At 30.3% G+C, this 14,421-nt stretch carries 17 protein-coding genes; 8 read left to right on the forward strand and 9 right to left on the reverse strand.

Annotated elements, in window-relative coordinates:
- Positions 1-211 precede the first annotated feature (211 nt).
- Complete coding sequence (locus N456_RS12525) at positions 212-445, reverse strand: hypothetical protein (RefSeq protein WP_062057540.1); 234 nt, start codon at positions 443-445, stop codon at positions 212-214.
- A 307-nt stretch (positions 446-752) separates the two neighbouring features.
- Here N456_RS12525 and N456_RS12530 point away from each other — a divergent pair, with 307 nt between their 5' ends.
- Positions 753-1,136 (forward strand): helix-turn-helix domain-containing protein, encoded by a 384-nt coding sequence (locus N456_RS12530; RefSeq protein WP_062057543.1) that lies wholly within the window; start codon positions 753-755, stop codon positions 1,134-1,136.
- Positions 1,137-1,141: 5 nt separating this feature from the next.
- Here the strand turns inward: N456_RS12530 and N456_RS12535 are convergent, their stop codons facing one another.
- The 3 genes from N456_RS12535 to N456_RS12545 all read right to left on the reverse strand — a co-directional run bounded on the left by N456_RS12535 (position 1,142) and on the right by N456_RS12545 (position 2,693).
- Positions 1,142-1,444: a hypothetical protein gene (locus N456_RS12535; protein ID WP_062057546.1), complete on the reverse strand. Its 303-nt coding sequence runs from the start codon at positions 1,442-1,444 to the stop codon at positions 1,142-1,144.
- A 22-nt stretch (positions 1,445-1,466) separates the two neighbouring features.
- Complete coding sequence (locus N456_RS12540; protein WP_062057549.1) at positions 1,467-2,030, reverse strand: hypothetical protein; 564 nt, start codon at positions 2,028-2,030, stop codon at positions 1,467-1,469.
- A 432-nt stretch (positions 2,031-2,462) separates the two neighbouring features.
- On the reverse strand, positions 2,463-2,693 hold the full coding sequence (locus tag N456_RS12545; protein WP_062057551.1) for a hypothetical protein: 231 nt from the start codon (positions 2,691-2,693) through the stop codon (positions 2,463-2,465).
- Positions 2,694-2,929: 236 nt separating this feature from the next.
- On the opposite strand from N456_RS12545, the gene N456_RS12550 reads away from it, so the two are divergent.
- The gene (locus N456_RS12550; RefSeq protein ID WP_062057554.1) at positions 2,930-3,265 is read left to right on the forward strand and encodes a hypothetical protein; all 336 of its coding nucleotides are present in this window, start codon (positions 2,930-2,932) and stop codon (positions 3,263-3,265) included.
- Positions 3,266-3,374: 109 nt separating this feature from the next.
- Here the strand turns inward: N456_RS12550 and N456_RS12555 are convergent, their stop codons facing one another.
- Positions 3,375-4,076 (reverse strand): hypothetical protein, encoded by a 702-nt coding sequence (locus N456_RS12555; RefSeq protein WP_062057557.1) that lies wholly within the window; start codon positions 4,074-4,076, stop codon positions 3,375-3,377.
- Between the two features lie 224 nt (positions 4,077-4,300).
- Between N456_RS12555 and N456_RS12560 the strand changes: the two genes are divergently transcribed.
- The 5 genes from N456_RS12560 (at position 4,301) to N456_RS12580 (ending at position 8,899) form a co-directional block, all read left to right on the forward strand.
- Positions 4,301-5,302, forward strand: coding sequence for a DUF262 domain-containing protein (locus N456_RS12560; RefSeq protein ID WP_062057560.1), 1,002 nt, complete (start codon positions 4,301-4,303; stop codon positions 5,300-5,302).
- Positions 5,303-5,342: 40 nt separating this feature from the next.
- Entirely contained in the window at positions 5,343-6,053 is a 711-nt protein-coding gene (locus N456_RS12565; protein ID WP_062057563.1) for a hypothetical protein, read from the forward strand.
- Between the two features lie 429 nt (positions 6,054-6,482).
- Entirely contained in the window at positions 6,483-6,968 is a 486-nt protein-coding gene (locus N456_RS12570; protein WP_062057566.1) for a hypothetical protein, read from the forward strand.
- A 57-nt stretch (positions 6,969-7,025) separates the two neighbouring features.
- Positions 7,026-7,703 (forward strand): DUF4166 domain-containing protein, encoded by a 678-nt coding sequence (locus tag N456_RS12575; RefSeq protein ID WP_062057568.1) that lies wholly within the window; start codon positions 7,026-7,028, stop codon positions 7,701-7,703.
- Between the two features lie 71 nt (positions 7,704-7,774).
- On the forward strand, positions 7,775-8,899 hold the full coding sequence (locus N456_RS12580; protein ID WP_062057571.1) for a serine hydrolase domain-containing protein: 1,125 nt from the start codon (positions 7,775-7,777) through the stop codon (positions 8,897-8,899).
- 59 nt (positions 8,900-8,958) lie between these two features.
- Here N456_RS12580 and N456_RS12585 read toward each other — a convergent pair whose 3' ends face one another.
- From N456_RS12585 to N456_RS12600, 4 genes are all read right to left on the reverse strand, one after another.
- Positions 8,959-10,500 (reverse strand): acyl-CoA carboxylase subunit beta, encoded by a 1,542-nt coding sequence (locus tag N456_RS12585; protein ID WP_062057574.1) that lies wholly within the window; start codon positions 10,498-10,500, stop codon positions 8,959-8,961.
- A 5-nt stretch (positions 10,501-10,505) separates the two neighbouring features.
- A complete protein-coding gene (accC, locus tag N456_RS12590; protein ID WP_062057577.1) occupies positions 10,506-11,948 on the reverse strand; it encodes an acetyl-CoA carboxylase biotin carboxylase subunit in 1,443 nt (480 codons plus the stop codon).
- A gap of 93 nt (positions 11,949-12,041) precedes the next feature.
- Positions 12,042-12,527, reverse strand: coding sequence for an acyl-CoA carboxylase biotin carboxyl carrier protein subunit (locus N456_RS12595; RefSeq protein WP_062057579.1), 486 nt, complete (start codon positions 12,525-12,527; stop codon positions 12,042-12,044).
- Positions 12,528-12,750: 223 nt separating this feature from the next.
- Positions 12,751-13,509 carry a LytR/AlgR family response regulator transcription factor gene (locus tag N456_RS12600; protein WP_062057582.1) on the reverse strand — a complete coding sequence of 253 codons (759 nt, stop codon included), beginning with the start codon at positions 13,507-13,509 and terminating at the stop codon, positions 12,751-12,753.
- 444 nt (positions 13,510-13,953) lie between these two features.
- On the opposite strand from N456_RS12600, the gene N456_RS12605 reads away from it, so the two are divergent.
- Positions 13,954-14,250, forward strand: coding sequence for a hypothetical protein (locus tag N456_RS12605; protein ID WP_062057585.1), 297 nt, complete (start codon positions 13,954-13,956; stop codon positions 14,248-14,250).
- The last annotated feature ends 171 nt before the right edge of the window (positions 14,251-14,421 follow it).

A 14,421-nucleotide genomic window follows, 5' to 3' on the forward strand; every position in this document is an offset into this window, starting at 1 on the left:
CTGCGTAATAATAGGGCATAACCGCTATAAGTTTCTACACAACAGCTAAACTGAGATTGTTTGATTTTTAACTGATCGAATACGCGTTCTTCAAAAAGACGTACTCTCCTTTCTTTTTCTTGTGTGGTACTTGGTTTCATATCTATTTAGGGTTGTTATTTTAGTTTAGGTTTGAAAAATCATGCCTTTATATTTCATTCGGAAATAATTTTTATAAAATTTCTTCATATTCAATGAATACATTTAGTATAAACTTATCAATTTTTAATATTCGTTTGTTGTTTATAAAGTATTCTTCTTCTGATAGAAATTTTTGAATTGATCCTTTGGGAAGATTTACTTTTCTTTCTAACCCAGTAATATTTAGAAATGGTTTGTTTTTTTTTAAAAAATTTTCTACCCTTTTTCTCTTTGCATTTATTCTTAATCCTTTTTTTCTTGTCATAAAGCTTTATATTTTAAATAATTAATTTAAAAAACTAAATAGATAAGAAATGAGAAGTTATGGGGTAATTTTACTCACTTCAATTGATTTTATTATTTATAAAACTCAAAGAACTTATATTATTATATTGTGTGAATACATTCGGAGTTTTAGAAGCAATTGCCTAAGTAAAAACTTTATAAAACGCCACTTATGAATACCATATAAATACGTATATTTACTTTAAGTTTATGCTAATTTACACATTATATGTGTATAAAAAAATAAATTTATATAAAAAAACACATTAAATGTGTATTTATCGTTAATGGATAAAGAAGAATTTAAAATACTCCGAAAAAAATTAAAGCTGACACAAGCTAAGTTGGCTAGTCTACTTGAAATATCTCCTCGTACCGTTCAAGAGTATGAATATGGAAACTTGACAATCTCATTGGCTATAGCAGAATTGTTACGAGGAAAAGCAAAAAATACAATCTTTAATAGCAATTCAAAGATTGAAATGGATGTGACAAATAAGGATAAAGTCTCTTTGGAAGAGATAGCCCAATTTTGCATAAAACATAAAAAGAATTTTATGGAAATACCTGAAATTAAATTGCTAATTGATTATGAAAGAAAAGATGCTAAAGCAGAATTAATGGAAAAGCATATTATTTTGAAGAATAATGAAAATATTTCAAAAAAGTAATTAAACTACTTTTTTAATAAATCTTTTAATTCATCCTCTGAAAATGTAACCCCTAATTCTTGAAAAATTATAATAGTATTTAAACTATTTATTCTTTCTGTTACCTTTTTTCTATCATTAAGTAATGATTTTATTGAAACATTAAATTTTGAAATACCTTGTAGTATTAATTGGTCTTGACTAATTTCGAACTCATTATTATATTTATTTAAAATTTGTGTGAGAATATTTGCAGCTTCGGAAATCTCGATTTGATCTTTTTTAAGTAATTGTTTTAACTTTTTTATTTCTAGGTTTATAGAGTTCATAATATATTATTATTATGTATGGTTAAGAATTATTGTTTAAGATTTTTGATTTTAAGATATCCAACACTTCTTTTGCATCTTGAATAAATTCTTCATCTCTATTTTTTTTAATATTAAATAAAGTTATAAATTTCTTTAATACCATAATGATCCCTATTATGAGGACAATAAGACCTGAAGAATATTTAATCGTTAACAAAAAATCGTCCGCATATTGAGGATTAAAACTCCATATTACTTGTATCAAATAACAGTATAGAGGAACTAAATATGAAAATTTATATGGCTTTAAATAAATCCCAACAAGTATAATAAAAATGGGTGCTAAACTTTGCATAAGCACCCATACAAAATTATAGAAACTAGAAAATCCGTAGTTTATAGAGCTATTAATACCTAATAGTAAAAAAATTTTATCAAGATAAAGCAACGCACCAGAGAAAACAATTAATACAGTTCCAGTTACTCTTCCTTTAAATGATACTTCTTCATTCAAGAATAAGTTTATTATTTGATTTAGTGTTTTGGTCGCCTGGTCGAATAACTTCCCTGTCAACACCTCGCGTTTCAATTTCATTTGTTTCATTTTCTGGAGTTTCACAACTAATTAATAAAATAGATGCGCAGAAAATTAAAAAAAAAATACGTAAAAAAAATGTTTTGATTTTCATAATGTGAATTTTAAGATTTTATAAATTTTATTCTGTAGATCAAAATTCATTTAAGTTATTGATTTACAGGGTAAAAATAGTTATTAATTCTTGAAAAAAAGATAATGTGTTTCTTGTTTTTTAAAAGTATTTTTGTAGTTTTTTTGGGGAAAAATTCCTGATTATAAGGATAGATCTACTCAAAAATATAGGAAAAACGACAAGGCAGAGCGGTTTTGTAGTTAAAATTAAGATCAAACATGAAAAAACACCTTATGTAACTGTATACCAAAACCTTAAATAAATTACGTTAAAGCCGTAACAGTGTATTACGATAGCACTATTTTTAATGTGATTTACTCATAATTCTAAAATCTATGCTCTTTAGAATTAGCCATTTTGATAATCATTTCTTGTATCATTTGCTCTCTTGTTGTTTTTGGTTGTTTAGCCATAAGAGGGTTATTTTGTCTATTGGTAGGGATTTTTTTTTCACCAGATAAGTATTGATAAAAGTGACGAACGATGGTTTGTGCTTTTTGAGTTAGTCTATATATCTGACGACTTCTTGCTGTATCTGGTCTAAAGACTTCTACCATTTCCTTTTTGATAAGTGTATCGATTCTACGATAACTAAATGTAAGTGGGTACTCCTTAAAATAAAGTAATGAGCAATTTATTGCTAATCGTAGTAGGAAAATGAATTATATTTATAACCTACTAGATTATTTTCTACAACTTGGTGTAGCAATAATAAGAATTAATTATTCTGTTTATTTTTTAAATTANCTAGCTACTGGGAGTAATTATACTATCGCTAGGAAGAGGTATTATAGTGCCGGGAGCAGTTATACTATCGCCGGGAAGAGGTATTATAGCGCCGGGAGCAATTATACTATCGCCGGGAAGAGGTATTATAGTGCCGGGAGCAATTATACTATCGCCGGGAAAGGGTATTATAGTGCCGGGAGCAGTTATACTATCGCCGGGAAGAGGTATTATAGTGCCGGGAGCAGTTATACTATCGCCGGGAAAGGGTATTATAGTGCCGGGAGCAATTATACTATCGCCGGGAAGAGGTATTATAGTACTAGGAACAGTTATACTAGGGTTTAATTCCCTAAGACCTGCCTCAACATTAAAATATTTTTTTCGTAAGCATACCTCGTAAGCTTACTTCGAGGTTGTTGATTATACAATAATACAATCCTAAAAAATATATAAGGAAGGTCTAAGCCTTCCTTATATAAATAGCTAAATACTAGTATTTCTAGGATCGATTACAGGTAATAGGTACTGATATATCCTTTATAGCGTTCAGGGTTTTTTCTGAAGACATATTTTCCTGCCATACGTACCTCGTCTACTGCTTCTTTTAGATGCGAAAAAGCCTTATCGCGTAATACTTTAGCTTTAGAGTTTTCTTGGGTAGCCCCATTAGCCTCTGCTAATAATTTTGCGATATCATTGGATAACTTAGCGGCAATATCCAATATTCTTAGGTCGAATTTAGCAGCAGTTAACTTTTCTGCGTTTTTTTTTCCTAGAGCGCTTAGATCACTTAGATCCTGTATCATATCAGCATTACCAGTACCGTTATTAATCTCACGTACACGACTTAATAATTCAGGATTTTTTCTAAATGCATATCTAAAATCATTTAAGAGATCATCTCTCATTTCATAGGCATTAGGAGATTTTTCTTTCCACATTCGGTTAGCTTCTTCTTGGCTATAACGTTCGCTTACCCATAGTGATTGAGCATGACGCAAAGCACCAGCACGTATAGGAATATCTTCTCCGAATAGTTTCCAATTTAATCCAGATTTATTGATCAGAATATTCTTATCAACACCTGACCAGACATGTAGATTTTCCGCCTCTTGTAGAGCGTTATCTACAGGCATGTTAGGAGTTTTTACTTCATTAGGAGCTATCTCATTTAGCTCTGCTAGCTTGGCATCATAATTTTCTTTAGACATGTATTACTTGTATTATTTGTTAATTTCTTATGCAAGAATAGTATGTCTCAGTTTCATTTTTTGAAACTGAAGAATTTTCTTACAAAGAAAAATGAAAAAAAAAGTTTTTTTGTAAGAAAAGGGAATGATTATTATCGGGTGTATAAAAAAAGAGTGTAGTTGCATTGAGAGTTTCCGTATAGTAGCCGTTTTTTTTAGTTGTATTTTTCTACAAAAAGAATCGAATGTCATATTTAGGGGTATCAGTAAAAGAAGCAATCAACACTATAAATGGAGTAACGAACGGATGGTTTTTACCTGCGATTCAAAGACCGTATGTATGGGGGAGTCGGTATGAAACTGAAATTTATATTTGTAAATTATTTGATTCAATTTTAAAAGGTTACCCTATAGGTGGATTGATATTATGGAATACAAAAGAAAAAGTTCCTTATCGAGAATTTATTACAGATTATTACAGTGGAGAAGTCCCGAAACTTGTTGATAAAGGTTTGCATGGTAGAGCAGATAAGCACCTTGTTTATGATGGTCAACAAAGACTTCAGACATTATACAGTTGTTTAAAGTATACATTTCAGGGAAAAGTTCTTGTTTATGATTTGCTTTATAATTTAAATGATGAAAAAGATCCTGAAAATACGGGGTTTTTATTTGTCACAAAGAATACAGACCTCCAATGGAACTATATTAGAATGAATGAACTATTTTCTAAATTACCTGATGATGAAAAACGAGCATATAGAAAATCAATATTAAAACTAAAAGAGAACGTATCTGATGAAGAAGAAACATTAGTTGAAAATAATATTGATGTTCTTTGGGATATATTCGTTAAGACTGAAAAAAAATCACTGGCTTATTTTTCTATAGAAACCACAAGAGAAAAAGTGGTTAATGAAGTATTCGAAAGACTTAATACAGGAGGATTAGCTCTTTCACTAGCAGACTTATTATTTTCTAAAATTAAATCAGAACATTATGATTTTGAGGAAAAACTTCAGGGATGTTCCAAAAATATATATAACATCACAGGAAAAGGATACTTATTTAACGCCTATAATATTCTTCAACTGATTCATTTGTTAGTAAAAAAAGGAGTTAGAATAGATCCAAGAAAAGTAAAACTATATGAAATAGAATTGTTTAAAACAATATGGGATAAGTTAGAAAACCCTTTACAATCTTTTTTTTTCAGACTATTTATGGGGACAATTCAAAATAAATAAAAACTCGATTATACCAAGAAACTTAGCATTATTACCTATCATGGTTTATTTTTATGAGATATTTAATAAAGGAGCTAAATTCAAAAATATTTCAAGCACTAACCTCAATAACATAAATAAGTACTTTATAAAATCTCAAATTAATGACTGGAATTTACAAAGTTTCATAGACAATTTTAGTAGAATCATTATAGAGCAATCACAATTAACAGATCAGATATTTGAGTTTCCGTTACAAAAAATAGAAGACTTTATTTCTGAAAAGAAAAAACGTAATACAGAAATTTATGAAGATACATTTGTAGGATATAGTTGGTTTGTATTAAAAATTCTTATCCCAGAACGAGCCTATCAGTTTGAACCAGATATTAAAGGACGTTTTAACCCCGAAATAGACCACATATTCCCTAAAAAACTAAAAAATAGCGATAATGATTATAAAAAATATGTAGATATCGTATGGAATATGCAACCTACAAAAGGAGAAATCAACGGTTTTAAAACTAATATTCATCCAAAAATATTTTTTACAGATAAAGCTGTAAATACGAAAGGAGAAAACATAATTGGAAGCAAATATATAAGCGAGTATGAGTTTTTATTTCCTGTTAAAGACACTAATCAAATAAACTTTAATGATAAAATATGGGATAATCCAATAGATTTTATCGAAGAGCGTAAAAAAAGAATGATAACATATCTAAAGACCAAATATGATATAAGTTTTAAAATAGATGAAAATGAAAGCTAATCATCACTTCCACATCTGTTATTTTTAAAAGTAATTTTTATATGCACTCAAAAACCTATAAGATCATCAGGGTTAGTTTAAACAGCGTATAAACGCAATACGAGAGGTTAGGATCGACCTAAACCCTTTGGATAGGGCTGTTAGCTTATTCTTTATAATAGGTTACCCTATAATCGGTTTGTTGTTTTATCTTTGAGACTACAAAAAAATCATACTAATTGGATTACATGCGAATCAAAAGAAAAATGAGCTAAAAAGGAGAATTTATTCACTAAGTGAGATTTTTATGTTCCGAGGCTTGCCTCGATACCAAAAATATTTTTCAAACGAATGCCTTTGGGCTTGTCCCGAGGTAGTTTACTAAAAATTAACTTGTATTTAAAACTCTAAATCATAATACAATAATCAAAATAAATAAACTTAGGATATATGGATATAAAAACTCATTGGCATCTAATAAGAAAACATTTTAATCAAAGTTTTAGATCTAATTTTCATGTATCCATAGCATCTGTAGATTCTGATAGTAATCCAACCGTAACTCCAATAGGTTCATTATTTCTGAATGATAATCAAACAGGCTTTTATTTTGAAAAATTCCCTTCGAAGTTACCTACTCATGCAGAAGCAAATAAAAACATATGTATATTGGGAGTGAATAGCAATACTTTTTTTTGGATAAAAGCATTATTTAGAGAAAAGTTCAGCACCCCGCCTGCAATTAAACTATATGGTCAATTAGGGGGTAGAAGAAAGGCTACAGATCGAGAAACAAACCGATTGAATAGAAGAATGAAAGCTACTAAAGGATTAAAAGGAAATACTTACTTGTGGGGAAAAATGGAATATGTAAGAGAAATAACCTTTACAAAAGCTCAAAAAATAAACTTAGGAAAAATGACTAATGAATTTTAAGCGGTAGATATACTTTAGTTTTTAATTAAAAGACGACGCGCAATTAAAATTGGAGATATGTCGGCATATAAACAACAAATGGGGAGTGAGTATTTAAAACTACACCCAGAAATTCAAAAAAGATTTGATTTTTCTACAGATAATGCTATTGCTTTTATTGGTAAAGGAGTGATGGAAAAGATCTGGACAGGAAATAAACTGACAGTATCTTTATTAAAGTTATTGTCAAAATCAAATATATTATTTCCCAGAGAGGGAGAAAATATTGAATATGAAATTCATAATTATCCATATAAAGATCGTTTTAACAGAGAAGTACATTCTATGAATCGTGTATTCTTTTTTGATGATGAAGAACAGCGATTTGATGGTACAGCACTATTTAGTGATCGTAATAATCAGATCATTGAATACCTAGGGCTTGATCAAAAAATCTTTTTTAAAATGGGATTATCTGTAGCAGAACATGGAGCCATTAAATTTATTTCTGGAGATCAATATGTGTTTATTCTAGGAAAAAAAATCAAGATCCCCTCATTTATAAGAGGCAATATAGAATTATTAGAATGGTATGATGATACTACAGAGCGTTTTTATTTAGATCTCTCTGTTACAACAACATTACTAGGGCCTTTATTTGGTTTTACAGGTTGGTTTACAGGAGAATATTTAGATTTTAAGAATAAAAAACTCCCTGAAAAATTTAAACCTACTTACGAGCAAAAAAAAGAATAGGAGAACAAAAGCAGAATCTTATCTTTAGCTGTAATTTTATATAAAAAAACTATTAGTCAATATTAAAAATAATGAAATATATACTCTTTTTTATCTTAAGTTTATTATTAAATCCATTGATATCAAATGGGCAAGACATAAAAATAGACACATTACAAATCAATAATTTTTTTAATCAGCAGTATCGTTCTCATCGATTTAATGGAGTAGTACTTATCGCTCAGAACCATAAAATTTTATACAAAAAAGAATATGGTTATGCCAATATAGAACATAAAACTGGATTTACAGACTCAACAAAGTTTCAGATAGCTTCTGTTTCTAAGCAGTTTACGTCTTTTGGGATATTAATTTTGGAGCAAGAAAAAAAATTAAGTATCAATGATCCGATCTCTAAATATTTAGAAGATTTTCCTTTTTCTAAGATTAAGATCAAACACTTAATGTCACATACCTCTGGGTTACCCAATTTTGTAGATAGCATGTGGAAAGATCTAGATACTACAGTGGTCAATGGTAATGAAAACATGCTTGCGATGCTAAAAAGTAAGAAGTATTCGCTACAGTGGGAGCCTGGGAGTAAATTCGAATACAGTGATATTGGTTATTGCATTTTAGCTACTTTGATAGAGAAAATAAGCGGAGTTCGATTTAATGAGTTTATGAAAGCTAAATTATTTGAGCCAGCGCAAATGAAGAATACTACTGCTCAGTTAGTGACTGATTATAGAAAAATCAAAACCTCTAACCTGAGTATGGGATATCATTTTGATACAGCCTCGAACTCAATGAAGGTTGCATACGAGTTACCACAATATAGTTCTGTTTATTGGTTAGGGGGTTTTTATGGAGATGGTTCGGTGGTAAGTTCCATACATGATTTATTAGTATGGGATAAAGCGCTTTATGAAAGAAAAATAATATCAGAAGAGAGTCTTAAGAAAGCAATGTCACCTATGCTACTAAACAATGGTAAAAAGGCAAAAGCTTGGGGAGAAAATTATGGATTCGGGTGGTTATTGCATGATTCGCCAGTTTTTGGAAAAATAGAAACACATACTGGGGGGCAACCAGGATATAGTTCTCGATTAACCAGATGCCCTGATAAAAATTTGACTATAATTATATTGTCTAATATGACAATACCTAATTTTTGGGAGATGAATTTATTAAAAGAATTAGAAAAACAGCAATAATTATTATCGATACTATAACCTCACAGGTCTTAAAGACCTGTGAGGTAGTTTATAATTAATTATAGTGGAATGTTTCCATGTTTTCTTTTAGGACGTTCTACCGTTTTGTTTTCGAGCATACTAAACCCTTTAATTAGTTTTCTTCGGGTATCTTTTGGTAAGATTACTTCATCTATAAAACCTCGTTGTGCAGCACGATATGGATTTGCGAATTTCTCTGCATATTCGGTTTCTTTCTCTAATAGCTTTGCTGCAGGATCATCAGCATCTTTGATTTCTTTTCTAAAAATAATCTCACTAGCTCCTTTAGCTCCCATTACCGCAATCTCTGAAGAAGGCCAAGCAAAGTTAAGATCAGCACCAATATGCTTAGAATTCATTACATCATAAGCACCACCATAGGCCTTACGAGTGATCACAGTTACTTTAGGTACTGTAGCTTCACTTAGTGCATATAATAATTTAGCGCCGTGTACAATAATACCATTCCACTCTTGATCGGTACCTGGTAAAAATCCAGGAACATCGACTAATACTAATAGTGGAATATTAAAGCAATCACAAAAACGTGTAAATCGTGCCGCTTTTTTAGAACTATTAACATCGAGAACTCCTGCCAAAAATTGAGGCTGATTGGCTACAATCCCGATACTTCTTCCACCTAGGCGGGCAAAACCTACAATAATATTTTCTGCATAGTCTTTATGAATTTCATAGAATGAATCGGTATCAATAATTCCACTAATTACCCCATGCATATCATAAGGCTTATTAGGATTATCAGGTATAATAGTAGAAAGTGTATCTCTAACTTCGTCAGTTAACGTATACGCTATTTTTTTTGGTAACTCTTTATTGCTTTGTGGAAGATAGCTCAGTAATTTCTTTAGATCTTCTAGGCATTCTATATCATTGGTAGAAGTAATATGTGCGACTCCTGATTTTGTAGAATGGGTACTGGCACCTCCCAGTTCTTCAGAAGTAACTTCTTCATTAGTTACTGTTTTTACTACATTAGGTCCTGTAACGAACATATAACTGGTATTTTCTACCATCATCGTAAAATCAGTCATGGCAGGAGAGTATACGGCTCCTCCGGCACAGGGTCCCATAATAGCAGAGATCTGAGGAATCACACCAGAGGCTTGTACATTTTTATAAAAGATATCAGCATACCCTCCTAGAGAGCGAACTCCTTCTTGAATCCTAGCACCTCCGGAGTCATTAAGACCAATAATTGGTGCGCCTGTTTTTATTGCCATATCCATTATTTTACAAATTTTCTCGGCATGTGTTTCTGATAATGCTCCGCCAAAAACGGTAAAATCTTGCGCAAAAATATAGATCAATCGTCCATGTATAGTTCCGTATCCTGTAACAACACCATCCCCATAATAGATTTCTTTATCCATCCCAAAATCAGTGGTTCGATGTGTTACTAAAATACCAATTTCTTCAAAAGAACCTTCATCGAGTAGATATTCGACACGCTCACGAGCGGTTAATTTTTTCTTTTGATGTTGTTTTTCGATACGTTGTTGACCACCACCTAATTTTGCCTGAGTAACTTTATCTTGTAGTATTTTTATTTTTGAATCCATAACTATTATAGTGTTGGTATGCGTAATGTTTTTTGATCTTCTATATATTGTTTCATAGCAATTAAAGCTGCAATCTTGGCTTCTTTTTCTATTTCGGACTGTATGATATCAGGAGTAAAGTATTTTTTTACAAAATGAGTATCGAAATTACCAGAACGGAAAGCATCATGCTCAAACACAAATTTTCCAAAAGGTAATGTGGTTTGTACTCCTTTAATGTTATAGTTTTCAATAGCCAGAAGCATTAATTGTATAGCTTCTTCTCTGGTGGTACCATATGTAATGAGTTTGGCAAGCATAGGATCGTAGTAGATCGGAATTTCCATACCTTCTTCAAAACCATTATCTACTCTAATTCCTTTTCCAATAGGAATCTTGTAGGTCTCTAAAGTACCTACACTAGGTAAGAAGTCATTTAAGGGATCTTCTGCATATATTCTTAACTCTAATGCGTGTCCTTTTATAGAAAGATCTTCTTGTTGGATAGGTAGTTTTTCACCTCTAGCAACTTGTATTTGTAGCGCTACAAGATCTGTTCCTGTAATGAGTTCACTAACAGGGTGTTCTACCTGTAGTCGGGTATTCATTTCTAGAAAGTAGAAGTTGTGATTTTCATCTAATAAAAACTCTACAGTACCTGCACCTAAGTAATCGCATGCTTTGGCAACTTTTACTGCTGCATTACCCATTTTAGAACGTAATTCTGGTGTAAGTATAGCAGAAGGAGCTTCTTCTACCACTTTTTGATGTCGTCGCTGTACACTACATTCTCTTTCGAATAAATGAATTACATTACCATGACTATCTGCCATCACTTGTATTTCTATATGCCGAGGTGAAGCTACATATTTTTCTATAAATACAGAACCATCACCAAATGCAGAGGTAGCTTCACTAATGGCTCGGTTCATTTGTGACTCCAGATCTTTTTCTTCTTCTACCACGCGCATTCCTTTTCCACCACCACCAGCAGAAGCTTTGATTAGTATTGGAAACCCTATCTCTGCTGCAATAACTTTAGCCTTAGTAATGTCTGTAATAGCTTGATCTATACCCGGAACCATAGGGATGCCATATGCTTTAACAGCATCTTTGGCTGCTAACTTGCTTCCCATAATTTTAATGGCTTTAGACTTAGGACCAATAAAAATGATATTGTTTTTTTCTATTTCTTCTGCAAAATCGGCATTCTCACTTAAGAACCCATATCCAGGATGTATAGCATCTACATTAAGTTGTTTAGCAACTTCAATAATTTTAGAACCTAATAGGTAAGATTGGTTAGATGGAGCTTCTCCAATGCAAACTGCTTCATCAGCAAATTTTACATGAGGAGCATTTCTATCCACAGTAGAGTATATTGCTACGGTTTTAATTCCCATTTTACGAGCTGTAGTCATCACCCGAATTGCAATTTCACCTCTGTTTGCTACTAATATTTTTTTCATATTAATTGTATTGAAACTAAGTACTACCTATTAAAAACGAATAGTTTAAAAGGTATACATGTGTTTTAATTCTTTTTTAATGTCTACTATAAGTTATTCGAACTCGATTAATAATTGCCCCTTATCTACAGCATCACCTGTATTGGCAGCAATAGACTTAATAACTCCATCTCTAGGAGATAGAATATTATTTTCCATTTTCATGGCTTCTAAAATAAGTAAAGGATCATCTTCTTTTACTTCCTGACCAATCGTAACTTGAATATCTAACAATAATCCAGGCATTGGAGCTTTAATAGCATGTACTTGTTTTGATCCTCCAATAGAAAATCCCATTGCGGCAATCTTTAAATCTAATTGATTAGCAACCTCAATCTGGTAGGTGTTATTGTTAATTTTAACCTCATAATTTCTGGAATTAAAATCAGATCGTAAAATTTCTGTATGGTAAGATGTGTTGTTTTGTATTAAATGATAATTCGAATCTGAATTAGTTACAATATCTATTTTATAAATATCTTCTTCAGTAAATTCAAATTCAAATTTCTTATTGACTTTAGTTTTGTATGTACTACTCATAAGTGTGAATATTTGATTTGCAAGATAAATATAGATATTAAAAAGAACCAGATAATAATTAGAAGTTTATTTATTTCAATTTTATGTAAAACGATTAATATTCCATGTCAAAATTCTAAAAAAAGAAAAGTTATAATCAATCTATAATTTGGGAGATCGTATGATATAGGATAATATGATGAGAATTCATTATTGAATTATAGTCATATTTAAGAAATTACGATTAAATAATATTTATTTTATCATATAATTGTTTTCTATAATTTTTAGAAACAGGAAGACTTTTACTATTATCCATAATTACCGCTCCTCCTTCTTCTTTTATAATGTAATCTACATGATTAAGGTTTATCAAATATGATTTATGGATACGTAAAAAATCATAATGTTTTAGTTTGTTCTCAAAATGTTTAAGATTTTTAGAGATAACTATTTCTTTTTCATTATCAAGTGTAAAAATGGTGTAATTTCTATTACTAGAGCAGTATAGTATTTTTGAAGGAGCTATGACATGAACTTCTTTTGCATCTGTTATTGATATTTTATAAGGTATTGAATCAGAATGTGTTTTTTTAGAATCATTAAGAAGATTTTCTTTAAATACGAGAGAAGTAGCCTTTTTTATGTAAGCTTTATTAACCACTTTAATTAGTTTGTTGATATCGATAGGTTTTAAGATATAATCTATTGCATTATATTGATATCCTTTAACAGCATATTTTTCATGAGCAGATACAAAAACAATAGTAAAATTGAAACTCTCAAATTCATTAAGAATATCAAAAGCCATTGTTGTTCCTAATTGAATATCAATAAAAACTAAATCAGGGTTTAATTGAGACAATAATTTATGAGCAGAAGTCTTGTTATTAGCTTTTCCAATAATCGTTACTTGTGGACAATACATATCGAGTAACAAGCTTATATTTTCTCTATCTTTTTTTTCATCATCAATAATAATACTTTTTAGTATGTATTTCATCCTTTTTGATTTTAATAATAGAGTAGGTATAATAGCCTTTAATTTTTTAAAGTTACTATAAACACTATTCACTTTTTAGTGTTTTTACCTCCTGAATTTTTAATATTTATAATAGCTCATTTTAGTTCTAATGATAACAATATTAGTCCTATTTTTTGGGGAGTTCTTATTTGTTTCATAGGTTTTTCTTATTCCTATATAATTATTTCATACTATAATAAGTAATGGTGTAGGATTACCCTAAGATAATAGTGATCAGATAGCAAGTTCTACTAACTCGATACAAGTTGTTATACCTCATGGTTTTATGAACTAAAAAAACCTGTTATACAAGAATATGCATATTAAATACACTCAAAAGGTGCTTTCGTGTAAAGTAGAGGTATTTCAAATAACTATTCATATAATTTAGCACTATAATTAATTTTTAAAACCTTAAATATTATGAAAATCAAATTTTTAACATTAGTAATGGCAATAGCCTTTGTAGGGATTGCACACGCGGATTGTACTGTAACAACAGATTGTGTAACTAAAACTTATCAGACTAATAGTGTTTCTGTAAGTTATAATGGAACAAATGTGATTGTTAAAAACGGTGAAGGAGCTGTAATTGATTCTTTTGTTTGTGAAAATTCTAGTGTAAGCTCTAATTGCTCAACAGGAGATAATGGTGGAGGAGATTTTGATATCTGTGATCATATCCCAGCTAATTTAAAGCCTCTTTTTGGATGCCAATAATCATTTGTTATCTAAATTAATTGAATATTTTTAGGTTTTTTCAATTATAACTTAATATCTAATTAAGGGGCTTATGATTGTTAACTCATTAAAATTATTCGTAAGAAAAGTAAAAAGGGGTTTGAAATGTCAAACCCCTTTTTTAGACTCAGATTAAAATCTAGTAGAAGG

Origin of the sequence: Aquimarina longa SW024 (assembly GCF_001401755.1) — a bacterium.
Lineage (GTDB): Bacteria > Bacteroidota > Bacteroidia > Flavobacteriales > Flavobacteriaceae > Aquimarina > Aquimarina longa.